The sequence below is a fragment of the Streptomyces sp. NPDC088794 genome, from assembly GCF_044750545.1.
Taxonomy (GTDB): Bacteria; Actinomycetota; Actinomycetes; order Streptomycetales; family Streptomycetaceae; genus Streptomyces.
This window is the reverse complement of the sequence record NZ_JBIVKB010000017.1, coordinates 63,516-80,468: the sequence shown is the minus strand read 5'-3', so window position 1 is coordinate 80,468 and position 16,953 is coordinate 63,516. Positions and strand designations below refer to the sequence as shown.

Sequence of the window (16,953 nt, the reverse complement as noted above, 5' to 3'; positions counted from 1 at the left end):
CGTCGGGAGGCAGGCATGCGCGCCCTGATCGCCGCCGCGACCGGTCTCGCCCTGGCGTTCGCGCTCGTTCTCACGATGACCGCGATGGGCTCGCCGGCCGGCAAGACGTCCCCGAAACCGCTGCTGACGACGGTCCCCGCACACCCGTAGCCGTCCGCCCGGGAGGCCGAGATGCGCCGCAAGGCCAGTCTGGTCCTGCTCGCCCTCGCCGTGTTCTGCACGGCGCTGTCCCCGCTGCTGCGCTGGTACGCCTTCCCGCGCCTGGCCAAGATCCCGGCGAACCAGTACCAGGACATGGTCCTGGAGGCGAAGAACGCGACCCTCCTCGACTACGGCACGATGACCGCGAAGAAGGTCCCGAAGGTCACCGTCGTGCAGACCCTCAAGGGCAATGTGGAGGCCGCCGACAAGGTCGAGAAGTCGTACGGCAAGGACGTCGTCGTCTGGGACAGCCTCTCCTATGTACAGGGCCCCGACGGCAAGATGGTCTCCAAGCTCCCCGAGCGCTACATCTTCGACGCCCACTCCCAGGAACCCGTCCACGCCGCCGGCGAGATGGTCGACAACGACCCGGTGAAACGGCAGGGCATCGAGTTCAAGTGGCCCTTCCTGACCGAGAAACGGGACTACGTCTACTTCGACGCGCAGACCCGCACCAGCGCGCCCATCCACTACAAGGGCACCCAGAACTTCCGCGGCCTGAAGGTCTATTACTTCGAGCAGACCATCCCCTGGACCAAGGTCCCCTTCCCCAAGATCCTTCCCGTCGAGGGCATCACGCCGGAGTCGATCGCCAAGACGGGCACGACCCGCTGGTACACCACGGTCCGCAAGTTCTGGGTCGAACCCGTCACCGGCGCCCCCGTCAACGGCGAGGAGGTCCACAAGGAGGAACTGCGCGGCGGCACGCTGCTCGGCGACAAGGACAAGGTGACGGCGTTCGCGGGCGACGTGAAGATGCGCGAGGACTACGTCGAGCACACCGTCGACCTGGTCAAGTCCAACCGCACCCTGGTCCTGCTCCTGACCTCGTACCTCCCCTGGGGCTTCCTGGGCCTCGGCGTCCTCCTCCTGTCGCTCTCCCTCTACCTGGAGGCCCGCAGCCGCCGCCCGGCCGACCCGGAACCGGCGGAGTCGTCGACACCGGAACCGGTCACCGCCTGAGCCGCGCGTTCGTGTACCGCGTCGGCTCCGCCGTGGCCGGGTCCTCCGGCCACGGATGCTTGGGATACCGGCCGCGCAGCTCGGCGCGCACGCCCTTGTAGCCGTCCCGCCAGAACGACGCCAGATCGGCGGTGACCGCGGCGGGCCGGCCGGCGGGGGAGAGCAGGTGCACGAGCAGGGGTACACCGGCGACGGCGGGGGACTCCTGGAGCCCGAACATCTCCTGGAGCTTCACCGCGAGCACGGGCCGCTCGGGATCGCCGTAGTCGATCCGGATCCTGGACCCGCTCGGAACGGCCATCCGCTCGGGTGCCAGATCGTCCAGCCGCCCGGCCTCGCCCGTGGCCCACGGCAGCAGCCGGCCGAGCGCCTGCCCGGCCTCGATCCGCCCGAGGTCGGCCCGCCGCCGGGCGCGCCCCAGTTCCGGCTCCAACCACTCGTCCACGCGCGCGTGGAGGGCGTCGTCGCTCACATCGGGCCACGGCTCCCCGAGCCGCAGCCGCAGGAACGCGAGCCGCTGACGCAGTACGAGGGCGTCGGCCGTCCACCGCAGCAGGCCGAACCCCTCCTGCCGCAGCCCTTCCAGAAGCGCCTCGCGTACGAGGACGGGGTCCGCCTTCTTCAGGGGCCGCACCGCCAGTTCGATCGCCCCCAGCCGCTCCACGCGCCGGGCGACGACGTCCCCGTCGGCCCAGTGCACCTCCTCGCGCTCCTCGAGCAGCGCGCCCGCCGCGGATCGGGCGACCCCTTCGTCGACGGTCGCCGCGAGCTGCACGCGTGCGTGCCCTCGCCCGACGGGCCGGTCGGCGACGGCCACGGCGATCCAGGGGGCGCCGCGCAGGCCGGTGCTCTCGCCGAGCTCCGCGCGCGTGCCGGAGACCATGAGGTACGAGCCGCCCTCGGCCTTGGCGACGCGCTCGGGGAAGGCGAGGGCGGCGACGAGACCCACGAGGTGGTCGTCGCCCGGAGGGCTTGGGGTGACCTTCGCGTCGGCGTTCCGGGTGCGAGGCTCGGCGGTCTCCGTCGCGGCGGCCCGCAGTCGGCGTACCTCCTGACGCCACCGTCCCGCATAGGCGTCTCCGCCGCGCCGGGCCGCCCGCAGCGCGGCGGCGAGATCGTCCCCGTACGCCCGTGGTGGCTCTTCGCTGAGCAACGCCACCACCTCGGCGCCCGCACCCGAGGTGTCGAGCAGTGCCCGGCCCAGTCGCGGGTGCAACCCCAGGCGGGCCAGCCGCACTCCCCGGTCCGTGGCCCGCCCGGCGGAGTCCACCGCACCGATCGCCGTGAGCACGGCCCGTGCCGCCGCCATCGCGCCGGCGGGCGGTGCGTCGAGGAGGGCCAGACCGGAGGCGTCCGGATCGCCCCAGCACGCCGTCTGGAGGGCGAACGCGGTCAGGTCGGCCACCTTGATCTCCGGAGCCGGGAAACGCGGCAGACGCGCGTCCTCCGCCTCCGCCCAGCACCGGTACACCGCCCCCGGCGCCTCCCGGCCGGCCCGCCCCGCCCGCTGCCGTCCCGCCGCCTGCGAGGCCCGTACGGTCGCCAGGGCGCTCAGCCCGCGCGCGTGATCGACCCGCGGCTCCCGCGCAAGACCGGAGTCGACGACCGACCGCACTCCGGGAACCGTCAGCGAGGACTCCGCGACCGAGGTCGCCAGCACCACCCGGAGCCGCGCGCCCGCCACGAGTACCGCGTCCTGCACGGCCGCCGGCGCCCGCCCGTGCACCTGGAGCACGTCGACGTCTCCGAGGTCCCCCAACTGCCCCGCCACGCGCGCGATCTCACCCACGCCCGGCAGGAAGCACAGCACGTCCCCGGCCCGCTCGGCCAGCGCCCGGCGCACCACCGTCGCCACGTGCGTGAGCAGCGCCGGGTCGACGCGCATGCCGTGCGGCGGCCGTACGGGCCGTACCGGCGGCGCCCAGACCACCTCCACCGGGTACGAGGTGCCCGCGGCCTCGACCACCGGCGCATCGCCCAGGAGCCGTGCCCAGCCCGCCGCGTCCGTCGTCGCCGACGCGGCCACCAGGCGCAGCTCCGGCCGCAGCGTCTCGCGCACGTCCCACAGGAACGCCGCCGTGGTGTCCGCGTCCAGATGGCGCTCGTGGCACTCGTCGATCACCACCACGTCGACGCCCGCCAACTCCTGGTCGCGCTGGAGCCGTTGCAGCAGCACACCCGTCGTGACGACCTCCACGCGTGCGTGCCGTCCGACGACCCGCTCGCCGCGCACGGTGTACCCGACGCTCTCGCCGACCCGCTCGCCCAGCAGCCACGCCATCCGCCGGGCGGCGGCCCGGGCGGCGATACGGCGCGGCTCGGCGACGACGACGCGGCGCGCGGGCCCGTCGCCCAGCAGGCCCGCCAGCGCCAGCGGGACGAGGGTCGTCTTGCCGGTGCCGGGCGGCGCGACGAGGACCGCTGTGCCGTGTCCCTCCAGGGCGTCGCCCAGCGCGGGCAGCGCACCACGGACAGGAAGGGCGTCCAGCGCGTCGTGACGGATCACGCGGTCAGTCTCTTACGCACACGAAGACGGCCGTGCCCGGGATGAGGTTCCCGCGCAGCGGGGACCAGCCGCCCCACTCCGAGGTGTTCCAGGACGGCCACTCCGGCTCGACCAGGTCCACCAGCCGGAAGCCGCCCGCCACGACGTCCCGGACCCGGTCGCCGATCGTGCGGTGGTGCTCGACGTAGACCGCGCGGCCCTCGTCGTCCTGTTCGACGTAGGGCGTGCGGTCGAAGTAGGAGGCGGAGACCGACAGACCCTCGGGGCCCGGCTCGTCCGGGAACGCCCAGCGGATCGGATGCGTCACCGAGAAGACGAACCGGCCGCCCGGGCGCAGCACCCGGTGCACCTCCTTGAGCACCAGCACCGGCTCCGCGACGAAGGGCAGCGCCCCGTACGCCGAGCAGGCCAGGTCGAAGGAGCCGTCCGCGAAGGGGAGCGCGCCCGCGTCGGCGCACACCAGGGGGAACGCCGAGCCGATGCGCAGCGCGTGCTGGAGCTGGCGGTGGGAGATGTCCAGGGCGACCGGACGGGCCCCCTGGGCGGTCAGCCAGCGCGAGCACTGGGCCGCGCCGGCGCCGATCTCCAGGACGTCCTTCCCCTTCAGCTCCTCCGGCGGACCGAGCAGCTCCGCCTCCACCTCGTCGAGCCCCTCGGGACTCCAGACGAAACGGTCGTCACCGAGGAAGGTGCCGTGCTCGACCTGGTACTCGTCGGCGTTGCGGTCCCACCAGCCCCGGTTGGCCCGCGAACTCTCCGTGATGTCGGCCTGACGCCGGGTCGCTTCCGGCTCGTGCGTCCCGGATGCCTCGAACGCTTCGGCCGCTTCGGACTCTTGGATGATCGGCTCCCTCGTCGTACTCTTCCCTCCGATCCGGGGCGCCCGAGGGCGTCCACGGGTGTCACGGAAGAGGTGTCCCAAGGCCCGCGTGGCCTCCAGAGACAGTTCTTGTGCCGGGTATGCGGCGATCCGCCCCGGGTGTGCGCCTTCGCGCATTGACCCTGTCCGGCTGCCCCCGTATGCTACAAGTTGCGCTGCGGGCCTGCGCTCCTCAGACGTAGCAGGCTGCGCTCGCATCTGTTGTATGTCCCCTCGGTTGTCGAGGCGCCATCTCCAGTCCCTGGTTCGCCAGTTGCTGTTGGGGCGCTTCCTAGGCTGTCCGGCTTCTTCAGAGCGATACGGGCTCCCGGCGTAGCAGTACCTACGACTTCAATGTCCGTACCGGAGCCCTTTCCCACATGACGAGCAGCACCGAGACCACCGCCACCACCCCGCAGGTTGCGGTCAACGACATCGGTAACGAGGAAGCATTCCTCGCCGCCATCGACGAGACGATCAAGTACTTCAACGATGGTGACATCGTCGACGGCGTCATCGTCAAGGTTGACCGGGACGAGGTTCTCCTCGACATCGGTTACAAGACCGAAGGTGTCATTCCGAGCCGCGAGCTCTCGATCAAGCACGACGTCGACCCCAATGAGGTCGTCGCCGTCGGTGACGAGATCGAAGCCCTTGTTCTCCAGAAGGAGGACAAGGAAGGCCGCCTGATCCTCTCGAAGAAGCGCGCCCAGTACGAACGGGCGTGGGGCACGATCGAGAAGATCAAGGAAGAGGACGGCATCGTCACCGGTACCGTCATCGAGGTCGTCAAGGGTGGTCTCATCCTCGACATCGGCCTCCGTGGCTTCCTCCCGGCCTCTCTGGTCGAGATGCGCCGCGTTCGCGACCTCCAGCCCTACGTGGGCAAGGAGCTCGAGGCCAAGATCATCGAGCTGGACAAGAACCGCAACAACGTGGTCCTGTCCCGCCGTGCCTGGCTGGAGCAGACGCAGTCCGAGGTCCGCCAGACCTTCCTCACGACCCTCCAGAAGGGTCAGGTCCGCTCCGGCGTGGTCTCCTCGATCGTCAACTTCGGTGCCTTCGTGGACCTGGGTGGCGTCGACGGACTGGTCCACGTCTCCGAGCTCTCCTGGAAGCACATCGACCACCCCTCCGAGGTTGTCGAGGTCGGCCAGGAAGTCACCGTCGAGGTTCTCGACGTCGACATGGACCGCGAGCGTGTCTCCCTGTCGCTGAAGGCGACCCAGGAAGACCCGTGGCAGCAGTTCGCCCGGACCCACCAGATCGGCCAGGTCGTGCCCGGCAAGGTCACGAAGCTGGTCCCGTTCGGTGCGTTCGTCCGCGTGGACGAGGGCATCGAGGGTCTGGTCCACATCTCCGAGCTGGCCGAGCGCCACGTGGAGATCCCGGAGCAGGTCGTCCAGGTCAACGACGAGATCTTCGTCAAGGTCATCGACATCGACCTCGAGCGTCGCCGGATCTCGCTGTCCCTGAAGCAGGCCAACGAGTCCTTCGGTGCCGACCCGGCCTCGGTCGAGTTCGACCCGACGCTCTACGGCATGGCCGCGTCGTACGACGACCAGGGCAACTACATCTACCCCGAGGGCTTCGACCCCGAGACCAACGACTGGCTCGAGGGTTACGAGTCCCAGCGTGAGGTGTGGGAGAACCAGTACGCCGAGGCGCAGACCCGCTTCGAGCAGCACCAGCAGCAGGTCATCAAGTCCCGTGAGGCGGACGCCGCGGCGGCCGCCGAGGGTGGCGACGCCGCGACTCCGGCTGCCGCCGGTGTCGGTGGTGGCGGTGGCGGTGGCTCGTACTCCTCCGAGGGTGCGGACACCTCCGGTGCGCTGGCTTCCGACGAGGCGCTTGCCGCGCTGCGCGAGAAGCTGGCCGGTGGCCAGAGCTGACGCTCACTGAGCGGTAGTTCTTGATTGAGGGGCCGTACCTTTCGGGGTGCGGTCCCTCAGTTTTTTTGGCTGCCGGCCCGGTGGGGGCTGAGCGCGCAGTTCCCCGCGCCCCTGACGGGGCGCTGCACCTGACCTCTTGCAGAAACTTGCGGGATACATCAGTAACCGATGAGGCGTAATCGGTTGCTGGGACGCTCCCCCGGTCGTTCGTGATCGGGAATAGGGAGCCGAGATGGCAGACGCTCAGTACACGCCCGGGACCAGTCGTCGGGCGTTTCTTCGTAAGGTCGGGGTCAGTGGTGGGGCCGGGGCCATGTTCGCGACCATGGGGGCGCTCGGGCTCGCGCCCACCGCGCAGGCCGCTCAGCGGGAAGAGCCCTTCCGGGGGCTCAGGACCGGGGACTTCACCGTCACCGGGCGCGGGGCCGCGAAGGTGGTGATCGTCGGGGGTGGCATCGCCGGGCTGACCACCGCCTACGAGCTGGGCAAGGCCGGCTACGACTGTACGGTCCTGGAGGCCAGGGACCGGACCGGTGGGCGTAACTTCACCGTGCGCGGTGGAGACAAGACGACCGACCTCTACGGGAACACGCAGACCGCCCGCTTTCACGACGGGCAGTACATGAACTGTGGGCCCGCCCGGATCCCGCAGTGGATGGTCACCCTCGACTACTGTCGTGAACTCGGCGTTCCCATCGAGGTGTTCACCAACGTCAACGCGGACGCGTACCTCTACAACGAGTCCGCCGGGATGACGAAGCCGGTGCGGTACCGCACGGCGAAGGCCGATGTGTACGGCTACGTCTCGGAGTTGCTCGCCAAGGCCACCGACAAGGGCGCGCTCGACAAGGAGTTGACCGCGACCGACCAGGAGCGGCTGGTCGAATTCCTCAAGGACTGGGGGGAGTTGGGCGACACCCTGGCGTACGAGGGCGGTGAACGGCGCGGGTACACGACCGTTCCGGCCGCCGCGGGCACCCCCGGTGTGCTGCTCGGGGACGTGCCGAGCGCGTCCGAGGTCTTCGCCAGCGGGGTCGGGCGGTACTTCTCCTTCGAATTCGGCTTCGACCAGGCCATGTTGATGTTCCAGCCGGTCGGTGGCATGGACCAGATCCCCAAGGCGCTCAGCAAGGCGGTCGGCGCCCATCGGATACGTACCGGCGCGGTAGTGAAGAAGATCAGCGACACCGGGCGCGGGGTGTCGGTGACGTATGCGCAGGGCGGTCGTACGAAGGTCGTCGAGGCCGACTACTGCGTCGCCGCGCTGCCGCCCAACATCCTCGCCAAGGTGCCGCACAACCTCGGCTCCGGGGTGCAGTCCGCGCTGGAGGCGATCACCCCCTCCTCGGCCGCGAAGATCGGGCTGGAGTACCGGTCCCGCTGGTGGGAGCTCGACCACGGCATCTACGGCGGCATCACCGAGACCGACCAGGACGTCACCCACATCTGGCATCCCTCGTACGGCTTCCACGGCGAACGCGGGGTCCTCGTGGGGTACTACAACTACGGCGACGACGCCGACAGCTACGCGAAGCTCATGCCGAAGGCGCGCGAGGCGCGGGCGGTGGCCGCGGGCGTGAAGATCTACGGGGGGAAGTACCGCAGCGAACTCGCGTCCTCCTTCTCGCACCACTGGCGGCAGACGCCCCACCTGGAAGCCGCCTGGCACAGCACCCCCGGCGGACCCGACGACCCCCGCTACAAGCCGCTGAACGAGCCGACCGGGCGCGTGTACTTCGCCGGCGACTGGCTCAGCTACACGGACGCCTGGCAGCACGGGGCGTTCACCTCGGCGCGGAAGGCGGTGACCGCCCTGCACACGCGCGTGCTCTCCTCCTGAGCCGGCCCGGCAGGCATGGAGCAGGGCATGAAGAAGGGCATGAAAAGGCAGTAAGAGAGGCCTGATCAGGGGCGCGGGTGGGAATGCCCGTGTCCCTGGGCGCGTTGTGCAGTACGAACACGAGGAGGAGCGGTCACTGTGCTTGATCCGCAGGGTTTGTACGCATGGGAGCCGAAAGGCCTGGCTGTCGTCGACATGGCGCTCGCGCAGGAGTCGGCCGGTCTTGTCATGCTCTACCACTTCGACGGATACATCGACGCGGGCGAGACCGGCGATCAGATCGTCGATCGGGTCCTCGACTCGCTGCCCCATCAGGTCGTGGCCAGATTCGACCACGACAGGCTCGTGGACTACCGCGCCCGCCGCCCGCTGCTGACGTTCAAGCGCGACCAGTGGACCGACTACGACGAGCCCACCATCGACGTGCGGCTGGTCCAGGACACCACCGGAGCGCCCTTCCTGCTGCTGTCGGGCCCCGAGCCGGACGTGGAGTGGGAGCGCTTCGCCAAGGCCGTCGAGCAGATCGTGGAGCGGCTGGGAGTCCGCCTGGCGGTGAACTTCCACGGCATCCCCATGGGCGTACCGCACACCCGTCCCGTGGGCCTGACCCCGCACGGCAACCGCACGGACCTCGTCCCGGGCCACCGCAGCCCCTTCGACGAGGCGCAGGTCCCCGGCAGCGCCGAGTCCCTCGTCGAGTACCGCCTCATGGAGGCCGGACACGACGTCCTGGGCGTCGCCGCGCACGTGCCGCACTACATCGCCCGCTCCCCGTACCCGGACGCGGCCCTGACCGCCCTGGAGGCCATCACGGCCGCCACCGGGCTGGTCCTGCCCACGCTCGCCCACGGCCTGCGCACGGACGCGCACCGCACGCAGACGGAGATCGACCGGCAGATCCAAGAGGGCGACGAGGAGCTCACCGCCCTCGTCACGGGCCTGGAGAACCAGTACGACGCGGTCGCGGGCGCCGAGAGCCGGGGCAACATGCTCGCCGAGCCGGTGGACATCCCGTCCGCCGACGAGATCGGGCTCGAGTTCGAACGCTTCCTGGCGGAGCGCGAGGGCGACAACTAGCGGGGCGGGCAGTCGGTCGGCGGCTCAGGCCTGGCATCGCCTCTGTCGGTGCCAGGCTCTAAGCTGCCGCTCATGCTGACGGTGGGTCTGACCGGTGGTATCGGCGCCGGCAAGAGTGAGGTGTCACGGCTGCTCGTCGCGTGCGGGGCCGTGCTGATCGACGCGGACCGCATCGCGCGCGAGGTCGTGGCGCCGGGTACGCCCGGTCTCGCGGCGGTCGTGGACGCGTTCGGCGCGGACGTGCTCGCCGCGGACGGCAGTCTCGATCGCCCCAAGCTGGGCTCGATCGTCTTCGCCGACCCGGCGAAGCTCGCCGTCCTCAACTCGATCGTGCACCCCCTCGTGGGCGCCCGCTCCCATGAACTCGAAGAGGCCGCGGCCGACGACGCGGTCGTCGTGCACGACGTGCCCCTCCTCGCCGAGAACGGCCTCGCCCCCCGCTACGACGTCGTGATCGTCGTCGACGCCAGTCCGGAGACCCAACTGGACCGGCTGGTGCGGCTGCGCGGCATGACCGAGGAGGACGCACGCGCGCGTATGGCCGCCCAGGCGACGCGCGAGCAGCGCCGGGCCATCGCGGACGTCGTCATCGACAACGACGTACCCCTGGCGGACCTGGAGCGCCGGGTGAAGGACGTGTGGGCGGAACTGACGGGTGGGGCGTACGGGACGGGGCGGGCGGCGGGGGCGTCGGAGGAATAGCGGCCCGCTGTCGGGGCGTTGAACCGCTTGAGACAGGGAAGGACTGTGCCGTGCCCGAGATCAGCGGTTCGACCGGACGTACTCCGGAGACGCATGTCATCGACTTCCGTGCCGCCGAGCAACTGCTCAACGCACGGGACCCGCGGGGCGCGGTGAAGCTGCTCGACGGAGTGATCGCCGCACACCCCGAGAACACCGCCGCCCGGCTGCTGCGCGCGCGTGCCTTCTTCGCCGCCGCGCAACTGCGGCCCGCCGAGCTGGAGTTCACGATCGTCCTGGAGCGCGAGCCGGACAACGCGTACGCGCACTTCGCGCTCGCCCGCACCTACGAGCGCCGGGGCCTGCCCGACCAGGCCAAGCGGCACTTCCGGCTGGCCGCCGCGCTGGACCCCAACCCGCAGTACCTGCGGCACGCCGACTTCGAGTCCTGACCGGGGCCGTTGCGGGAGCTCTTCCGCGAGTCCTTTCGGGCTAGCGCCGGCGGCTCTCCGGTGGTCGGTACGGGGGGATGTCCTTGCCCGGCTGATAGTGCGGGCCCTGCCGGATGTGCCGGAGGACGAACGCCAGGTCGACGGTGATCACCAGCCACAGCACCCCGCAGGCCAGCGCCCACCCGGGACGCCCGGCGAGGGCGAAGGCGACCGTGCCGAAGACCGTCCAGACCAGCCCCCACACGGTCAGCCAGAAGCGGGCCCGCAGGGCACTGCGCGCGGTCGTCGGTTCACTGCCGGTACGCATCGCTGATCACCGTTCCTCTCTGCAACGTACTCTTCGGTGCGGAGGTCCACCACAAGGGGTCCATACGGATCCATACGGGCCCATACGGGTCTGTGCGGGTCCATGACGTGCAGGGGGTTCATCACGTGCTTCCGGTAGCCGAGGAACTGGCCGAGACACTCTTCGACCTGGCGGTACCCCACGAGGACATCAACGAACTCGTCCAGATCGGCCGACGGGTGACCGAGGACCCGGAACTGCTGCGGTTCCTGGAGGCGTCGGTCGACGAACTGGTCCGGGGGATGGGGGAGGTCGGCACCGCGGTCGACCTGCCCGAGCTCGACTGGCCGTCGGGGGACCTGCAACGCTGCTTCCCCGTGTTCGTGTTCGTCGCGGCGCTGCCGTACACGCGGGCCTACCACCGCGCGCGGGGCGTGCCGGACGAGGTGTCCCGGCGGACCCTCGCCGACCTCGGGCGGAACATGGTGGTGCACCGCAGGCGGTACGGGAAGCTGGGCGTGCAGGCCCCCTGGTGGCTGACCCATCACTTCCGGGGCGAGCTGTACCAGCTGGGCCGGCTCCAGTTCGAGCGGGCCCGGCTCGGGGAGCGCACGGCGCGGGCGGTCACGGCGGCCGGGCTGGACGCGACCGCCGGCACGGCCTGTCTCGACCTCCACATCCCCGACTTCTTCGGCCCGCTGTCACCGGCCGCCTGCGACCGCTCGCTGGCGCTGGCCCGGGAGTTCTTCGCGCGGCACTATCCCGAGGAGAAGTACCGGGCCGGACTCTGCCACTCCTGGCTGCTGGACCCGCAGTTGAGGGACTATCTGCCCGAGTACTCCAACATCGTCCGCTTCCAGGAACGCTTCCGGCTCGCCCGCGCGGACGCCGAGCCGTCCGACGCCGAACCGGTCCAGTTCGTGTTCGGGGACCCGGAGTTGGCGGTCGAGAAGCTGCCCCGGCGGACGGCCGTGGAACGGGCCGTCGGCGACCATCTGCGGGCGGGCGGCCACTGGTACATCGGGCACGGGTGGTTCCCGCTCTAGCCCGCCCCAGTGTGCAACGGTCCGATCCAGTCCGACAACGTTCCGGTATCCGCGATGAGTTACGGGGCGAGGCCCGGTCTACCTCTGTGAAAGCGACAGGAACCGCTCATCACAGGAGACCACGATGTCCCAGACCACCACCCCCGTCACCGCCGCCGCCCGCCGTCCCGTCGTCGCCGAGTCCGAGACCACGCGCGGCCGTCGGGCCCGGATCGCCCTGCGCACCCTCCAGGTGGTGCTCGCCCTCTTCTACGTCGTCGCCAGCGCCCTGCCGAAGCTGATCGCGAACTCCGTGGCCGTCGACTCCTTCGACAAGATCGGCTGGGGCAGCACGGGCATGTACGTCATCGGCGCGCTCGAACTGGCCGGTGGTATCGCGCTGTTGATCCCGGTGCTGCAATCGGTGGCCGCCGTCGCGCTGAGCGCCCTGATGGTCGGTGCGTTCGTCGTCCAGCTCACCGTCTTCAACGGCGAGAACGCGGCGACACCCCTCATCCTGATCGTCCCCCTGGCCCTCATCGCTTGGGCCCGGCGCGGGCACAACGCCGATCTCCTGCGACGGGTGGGGCTGCGGGCGTGACCCGACGAAGACGGTGGCGTCCGGCCCGAGCCTCCCGGCTCGCCGGACGCCACCGACCCATGTCACGGCACGGCCGTCACGTCACCGCTCCTGAGGTCCCTGCTCCCGTGGTCCGTCGCCCTCCGAGCGGGTGGTCCGGGCCGCCGTGGCCGAGTCCATGAGACCGCGCAGGCGTTCCATCTCGCGGCGGTCCCGCTTGGTGGGGCGGCCTGTGCCGCGGTCGCGGATGCCGGCCGGTGCGCCGATGAACTGGCGCGGCGGCGGGGGCGGGGAGTTGTCGACGTAGCACTGGGCCGCGACCGGGGCGCCCACCCGCTTGCGGATCAGGCGCTTGACGATCACGACCCGCTCCCAGCCCTCCTGCCGCACCCGCACCTCGTCGCCGACGCGGAGGGTGTGCGACGGCTTCACGTTCTGGCCGTTGACCTTCACATGCCCGCCCTTGCAGGCACTGGCGCCGAGCGAGCGGGTCTTGGCCAGGCGGACGGCCCAGATCCAGCTGTCGACGCGCACGGAGACGCCGTCCGCGGGCCCGGCCGCCTCGGCGGCGGCGATCGCGGCGGCCACCTTCGGGTCGACGGCGGCCTGCTCCGCGCCCGCGGCCTTTGGGTTCGTACTCGCCCCGGCCGTGGTGGACGCCCCGTCCGCCCCGGCCGCGGTGGGCCGCCCGGTCTTCTCCTCGTCTGCTTCGGAAGCCATGCCGTCGACCTTAGTACGCGGGTGTGACGTCGTGATCTGTCTCCGGGAACGCCGGTCAGGTCACCGGAGGGAGGGTCGGGCCGGTGGTGCCGAGCGGTTCCGCGGCCACCGTCTGCGGCACGGGCCAGGTCACCCCCTCGGGCGGCCAGCTCTGCCCGGTCTCGCGGAGGAACTCAGCGGGGGGTTGGTAGAGGGGCGGCTGGGTGCCGTCGGGGATCATCGACGTCCAGGTGATCCTCTCCGTGCGGTCCTTGAACTCCTGCTTCATGGCGGCCAGTTGATCCGGCTGCTCGATCAGGTCGACGGCGGCGGCCGCCAGATAACGGGCCGCGGACAGCAGGGCCTGGTGGCCGATGCGGGTGGCGGCGGTCGCGGTGACACCCCAGTTGTGGTTCGGGATCCCGGGCGGGTAGGCCGCCGACAGCAGCACCGCGGTGGGCGCCTGCCAGCTGATGTCGGCCGTGTCGGTGGCGAGACCGCCCGTGTACGCGGCGGCCGGTGGCGCCAGCGGGGTCAGCGCGGTCGGCATGCCCACCTCCTCACGGCCGAGCGACTTCTGTACGGCCTTCGCCAACGCGTGGTCCGCGTCGGTGAACCGAGGTGCGCCGATCTGCTGCATGTTGTCGTTGAGCAGCTCGGCCCCGGCCTTGTTCGCCAGCAGATTCCAGATCGCGTAGTGGAAGCGGCCGGAGGGGGCGACGTTCTTCTCCCGCAGGTACTCGGACATCGTCGCCATCAGCAGGGCACCGTCGAGACCGCTCTTGTTGCCGAGCGGGGTGCCGCCGTGTCCATGAATTCGGCGACCGCTTCCGGTCGAAGGTGCAGGACCTCTGCCCGAACGGACGGCCGCCTTCCGCACCCCCCTTGTCGGTCCTCGTGCCCGCACCACCTTGTCGGTCCTCGTGCCCGCACCCCCTTGGCCCACCCCGGATGCACCCCACCCCCGCCCCGCCGAGGCTGGAGCCGGAGAGCGCTCAGGCCGGAACGAGGGGATCCAACGTGGACATGGCAGCCAAGGTCGACGGGCTGATGGACGGGCTGCGGGCCGATCTGGAGCGGCTGGCAGCCATCCCCTCCGTCGCGTTCCCGGGCTTCCCGGCCGAACCCGTGCGGGCGGCGCACGACCTGCTGGTCACGCTGTTGCGGCAGGCCGGCGTGGACCGGATCGAGCGCATCGACCTGCCCGACACCGCCCCGGTCCTCTACGCCGAGATCCCGCCGCCGACCCCCGACGCCCCGACCGTCCTCCTCTACTCCCACTACGACGTCCAGCCGCCCGGCGACGAGAAGCTCTGGCTCTCCCCGCCCTTCGAACCCACGCCCGTCGAGGGCGGCCTGCGGGCGCGCGGCATCGCCGACGACAAGTCGAACGTCATCGCGCACCTCGGGATGCTGCGCGCGTACGAGGGCCGGCCGCCGGTCGGCGTGAAGATCGTGTTCGAGGGCCAGGAGGAGTACGGCAGCGCCTTCGACGCCTATCCGCCGAGCGAACCGGAGCGGTTCGCCTGCGACGCCATGGTGATTGCGGATCTCGGCAATCTCCGGCCCGGCACCCCCACCCTGACCACCGGACTGCGCGGCGCCGCCGAGGTGACCGTCGAGGTCCGCACGCTCCAGGAGCCGCGCCACAGCGGGGAGTTCGGCGGCGCGGCCCCCGACGCGCTGCTCGCCCTGCTCAAGGCCCTCGGCACGCTGCACGACCTGCACGGCGACGTGGCCGTGGCGGGGCTGCGGCGCGAGGAGTGGACCGGGGCGACATACACGGAGGAGGAGTTCCGCGAGCTCGCCGGGGTCCGCGACGGCGTCCCCCTCCTCGGCAGCGGAACCCTCGGCGAGCGGCTGTGGAGCGGCCCCGCGATCACGGTCATCGGCCTGGACGCGCCGAGCGCCGACCACGCGGCCTCGGCGGTGGTGCCGTACGCCCGCGCCAGACTCAACCTCCGCTTCCACCCCCGGCAGGACCCGCGCGAGGCCCAGGCCCGCCTGGTCGACCACCTGCGCTCGCTGCGCCCCTTCGGCATCCCGCTCACCGTCACCCCGGGCGACACCGGCCCCGGCTACGAGGCCTCGACCGGCGGTCCCGCCTACCGTGCCGCGCTCGCCGCGATGGAGGAGGCCTGGGGCGCGGACGCCTCGTACGTGGCCACCGGCGGTTCGATCCCGCTGGTCAACGGGCTCGCGCAGGCCGCCCCGGACGCCGAGGTACTGCTCTTCGGCGCGCAGGACAGCATGTGCAATCTGCACGCCCCGAACGAACGGGTGCTGTTCTCGGAACTGCGCAACACGGTCGTGGCGATGTGCGGATTCGTCGAACGGTACGCGGCGGACTTCCGGCGGGAGACGGCCGTATGACCGTCGACACGGACACCCAACAGCCCGGCCAGAAGCGGAAGGTGACGTTTCCCTCCGCGCTCACCGTCCTGGCGATCGTCACGGTCGCCGTCTGGCTGCTCGCCTTCCTGATCCCCTCCGGGCAGTACGAGCGCAACGAGTCCGGCGCGCCGGTCCAGGGCACGTACCACCGCGTCGACTCCGGCCAGAGCTTCGTCGACCGCCTCAACGACCTGTTCCTGTCGCCCGTCAACGGCCTTTACGGCATCCAGGACGAGAAGTCGGGCCAGGTCGGCCCCGATCTGGCCGGCGAACTCTACGGCAGCGCGGGCGTGTTCCTGTTCGTGCTCGCCATCGGGGCGTTCATCACGGTGGTGTTCGCGACCGGCGCCCTCGACCGGGGCATCGCCCGGCTCGCCCACCGGCTGCGCGAGCGCGGGGCGTTGCTCATCGCCGGGATCATGGTCGTGTTCTCGGTCCTCGGCACCGTCGAGGGCTTCGCCGAGGAGACGCTCGGCTTCTACGGGCTGATCGTGCCGCTGATGCTCGCCCTCGGCTACGACCGGATGGTGGCCGTCGGCACGATCATCCTCGGTGCCGGGATCGGGGTGCTGTGCTCGACGGTGAACCCCTTCGCGACCGGCGTGGCGTCCTCGGCGGCCGACATCTCGCTCGGCGACGGCATCGTCCTGCGGTTCGTGATGTGGGTGGTGCTGACGGCGGTGACGGTCGCGTACGTCATCCGGTACGCGCGGCGGGTGCAGAAGGACCCGGCGCGGTCGGTGTCGGGCTTCCTGCCGGGGGACCGGGACCAGAACGAGGAGGCTGTGGGGGAGGCCCCCGAGCTCACCGGGCTGCACAAGGCGGTCCTGGTCACCATGGGCCTGGTCTTCGCCTTCATGATCTTCTCGGTGGTGCCCTGGGCGAGCGCGCTCACCGGCGACGCGGACGCGACCCCGTACGGCTGGGAACTGGACTGGTCCTTCCCGCAGTTGGCCGCCCTCTTCCTGTGCGCGGCGGTCCTGATCGGACTCGTGGCGCGGATGCGCGAGCAGAAGCTCAGCTCGACGATCATCCAGGGCGCGGCGGACTTCATCTCCCCCGCGCTCGTCATCGTCCTGGCCCGGGGCGTGACCGTCATCATGAACAACTCGAAGATCACGGACACGGTGCTGCACTCCATCGAGGGCGTGGTCAAAGGCACTTCGGCGGGCGTCTTCGCGATCCTCGTCTTCGTCGTCAACCTCCCGCTGGCCTTCCTGATCCCCTCCACCTCCGGCCACGCCACCCTCGCCATGCCGATCCTCGCCCCGCTCGCCGACTTCGCGGGAGTCTCCCGCGCACTCGTCGTGACGGCCTGGCAGGCGGCCAGCGGCTGGATGAACCTGTGGGTGCCGACGACGGCGGTGACGATCGGTGGCGTGGCCCTCGCCAAGATCGGCTACGACAGGTACCTGCGGTTCGTATGGCCGTTGCTGGCGATCCTGTTCCTCCTGATCTGCGGGTTCGTGGCGCTCGGAGCGGCGTGGACGTAGTGGAG

Annotated in this window: 16 protein-coding genes; 11 read left to right on the top strand and 5 right to left on the bottom strand. The window is 70.9% G+C overall.

Annotated features, from left to right (window positions below):
- Positions 1 to 15 precede the first annotated feature (15 nt).
- Together ACIP6U_RS38015 and ACIP6U_RS38010 are read left to right on the top strand one after the other, a co-directional pair.
- Positions 16 to 150 (top strand): SPW_0924 family protein, encoded by a 135-nt coding sequence (locus ACIP6U_RS38015; RefSeq protein ID WP_124004370.1) that lies wholly within the window; start codon positions 16 to 18, stop codon positions 148 to 150.
- A gap of 21 nt (positions 151 to 171) precedes the next feature.
- Positions 172 to 1,164, top strand: a complete 993-nt coding sequence (locus tag ACIP6U_RS38010; RefSeq protein WP_401727269.1) for a DUF3068 domain-containing protein — start codon at positions 172 to 174, stop codon at positions 1,162 to 1,164.
- Here the strand turns inward: ACIP6U_RS38010 and hrpB are convergent.
- Positions 1,154 to 3,670 carry an ATP-dependent helicase HrpB gene (gene hrpB / locus ACIP6U_RS38005; protein WP_401727268.1) on the bottom strand — a complete coding sequence of 839 codons (2,517 nt, stop codon included), beginning with the start codon at positions 3,668 to 3,670 and terminating at the stop codon, positions 1,154 to 1,156. The genes ACIP6U_RS38010 and hrpB overlap by 11 nt on opposite strands.
- Before the next feature lie 4 nt (positions 3,671 to 3,674).
- Entirely contained in the window at positions 3,675 to 4,667 is a 993-nt protein-coding gene (locus ACIP6U_RS38000; protein ID WP_401727267.1) for a class I SAM-dependent methyltransferase, read from the bottom strand.
- A 242-nt stretch (positions 4,668 to 4,909) separates the two neighbouring features.
- Here ACIP6U_RS38000 and rpsA point away from each other — a divergent pair, with 242 nt between their 5' ends.
- The 5 genes from rpsA to ACIP6U_RS37975 all read left to right on the top strand — a co-directional run bounded on the left by rpsA (position 4,910) and on the right by ACIP6U_RS37975 (position 10,471).
- Positions 4,910 to 6,421, top strand: a complete 1,512-nt coding sequence (gene rpsA / locus ACIP6U_RS37995; protein WP_401727266.1) for a 30S ribosomal protein S1 — start codon at positions 4,910 to 4,912, stop codon at positions 6,419 to 6,421.
- 313 nt (positions 6,422 to 6,734) lie between these two features.
- Complete coding sequence (locus ACIP6U_RS37990; RefSeq protein ID WP_401727265.1) at positions 6,735 to 8,261, top strand: flavin monoamine oxidase family protein; 1,527 nt, start codon at positions 6,735 to 6,737, stop codon at positions 8,259 to 8,261.
- Positions 8,262 to 8,399: 138 nt separating this feature from the next.
- Positions 8,400 to 9,338, top strand: coding sequence for a PAC2 family protein (locus ACIP6U_RS37985; RefSeq protein ID WP_401727263.1), 939 nt, complete (start codon positions 8,400 to 8,402; stop codon positions 9,336 to 9,338).
- Between the two features lie 72 nt (positions 9,339 to 9,410).
- A complete protein-coding gene (coaE, locus tag ACIP6U_RS37980; RefSeq protein WP_401727262.1) occupies positions 9,411 to 10,040 on the top strand; it encodes a dephospho-CoA kinase in 630 nt (209 codons plus the stop codon).
- Between the two features lie 50 nt (positions 10,041 to 10,090).
- Positions 10,091 to 10,471 carry a tetratricopeptide repeat protein gene (locus ACIP6U_RS37975; protein WP_124004377.1) on the top strand — a complete coding sequence of 127 codons (381 nt, stop codon included), beginning with the start codon at positions 10,091 to 10,093 and terminating at the stop codon, positions 10,469 to 10,471.
- A 40-nt stretch (positions 10,472 to 10,511) separates the two neighbouring features.
- Here ACIP6U_RS37975 and ACIP6U_RS37970 read toward each other — a convergent pair whose 3' ends face one another.
- Positions 10,512 to 10,778: a DUF6343 family protein gene (locus ACIP6U_RS37970; protein WP_401727261.1), complete on the bottom strand. Its 267-nt coding sequence runs from the start codon at positions 10,776 to 10,778 to the stop codon at positions 10,512 to 10,514.
- Positions 10,779 to 10,903: 125 nt separating this feature from the next.
- On the opposite strand from ACIP6U_RS37970, the gene ACIP6U_RS37965 reads away from it, so the two are divergent.
- Positions 10,904 to 11,803 (top strand): acyltransferase domain-containing protein, encoded by a 900-nt coding sequence (locus ACIP6U_RS37965; RefSeq protein ID WP_401727260.1) that lies wholly within the window; start codon positions 10,904 to 10,906, stop codon positions 11,801 to 11,803.
- 124 nt (positions 11,804 to 11,927) lie between these two features.
- Positions 11,928 to 12,383 (top strand): DoxX family protein, encoded by a 456-nt coding sequence (locus ACIP6U_RS37960; RefSeq protein WP_401727259.1) that lies wholly within the window; start codon positions 11,928 to 11,930, stop codon positions 12,381 to 12,383.
- Between the two features lie 81 nt (positions 12,384 to 12,464).
- Here the strand turns inward: ACIP6U_RS37960 and ACIP6U_RS37955 are convergent, their stop codons facing one another.
- Both ACIP6U_RS37955 and ACIP6U_RS37950 read right to left on the bottom strand, forming a co-directional pair.
- Positions 12,465 to 13,082 (bottom strand): RNA-binding S4 domain-containing protein, encoded by a 618-nt coding sequence (locus ACIP6U_RS37955; RefSeq protein ID WP_401727257.1) that lies wholly within the window; start codon positions 13,080 to 13,082, stop codon positions 12,465 to 12,467.
- A 55-nt stretch (positions 13,083 to 13,137) separates the two neighbouring features.
- The gene (locus ACIP6U_RS37950; protein WP_401727256.1) at positions 13,138 to 13,818 is read right to left on the bottom strand and encodes a hypothetical protein; all 681 of its coding nucleotides are present in this window, start codon (positions 13,816 to 13,818) and stop codon (positions 13,138 to 13,140) included.
- Between the two features lie 269 nt (positions 13,819 to 14,087).
- Here ACIP6U_RS37950 and ACIP6U_RS37945 point away from each other — a divergent pair, with 269 nt between their 5' ends.
- Together ACIP6U_RS37945 and ACIP6U_RS37940 are read left to right on the top strand one after the other, a co-directional pair.
- Positions 14,088 to 15,434 (top strand): M20/M25/M40 family metallo-hydrolase, encoded by a 1,347-nt coding sequence (locus tag ACIP6U_RS37945; protein ID WP_401727255.1) that lies wholly within the window; start codon positions 14,088 to 14,090, stop codon positions 15,432 to 15,434.
- Entirely contained in the window at positions 15,431 to 16,948 is a 1,518-nt protein-coding gene (locus tag ACIP6U_RS37940) for a YfcC family protein (RefSeq protein WP_401727254.1), read from the top strand. The genes ACIP6U_RS37945 and ACIP6U_RS37940 overlap by 4 nt, the downstream gene beginning before the upstream one ends.
- Positions 16,949 to 16,953 lie beyond the last annotated feature (5 nt).

Coding starts and splice junctions, on each gene's coding strand:
- ACIP6U_RS38015 (WP_124004370.1), top strand. CDS start 16: ATGCGCGCCCTGATCGCCGCCGCGACCGGTCTCGCCCTGGCGTTCGCG.
- ACIP6U_RS37960 (WP_401727259.1), top strand. CDS start 11,928: ATGTCCCAGACCACCACCCCCGTCACCGCCGCCGCCCGCCGTCCCGTC.
- ACIP6U_RS38000 (WP_401727267.1), bottom strand. CDS start 4,667: ATGCGCGAAGGCGCACACCCGGGGCGGATCGCCGCATACCCGGCACAA.
- ACIP6U_RS37940 (WP_401727254.1), top strand. CDS start 15,431: ATGACCGTCGACACGGACACCCAACAGCCCGGCCAGAAGCGGAAGGTG.
- ACIP6U_RS37950 (WP_401727256.1), bottom strand. CDS start 13,818: ATGGCGACGATGTCCGAGTACCTGCGGGAGAAGAACGTCGCCCCCTCC.
- coaE (WP_401727262.1), top strand. CDS start 9,411: ATGCTGACGGTGGGTCTGACCGGTGGTATCGGCGCCGGCAAGAGTGAG.
- ACIP6U_RS37970 (WP_401727261.1), bottom strand. CDS start 10,778: ATGCGTACCGGCAGTGAACCGACGACCGCGCGCAGTGCCCTGCGGGCC.
- ACIP6U_RS38010 (WP_401727269.1), top strand. CDS start 172: ATGCGCCGCAAGGCCAGTCTGGTCCTGCTCGCCCTCGCCGTGTTCTGC.
- rpsA (WP_401727266.1), top strand. CDS start 4,910: ATGACGAGCAGCACCGAGACCACCGCCACCACCCCGCAGGTTGCGGTC.
- ACIP6U_RS37945 (WP_401727255.1), top strand. CDS start 14,088: ATGGCAGCCAAGGTCGACGGGCTGATGGACGGGCTGCGGGCCGATCTG.
- ACIP6U_RS37990 (WP_401727265.1), top strand. CDS start 6,735: ATGTTCGCGACCATGGGGGCGCTCGGGCTCGCGCCCACCGCGCAGGCC.
- ACIP6U_RS37955 (WP_401727257.1), bottom strand. CDS start 13,082: ATGGCTTCCGAAGCAGACGAGGAGAAGACCGGGCGGCCCACCGCGGCC.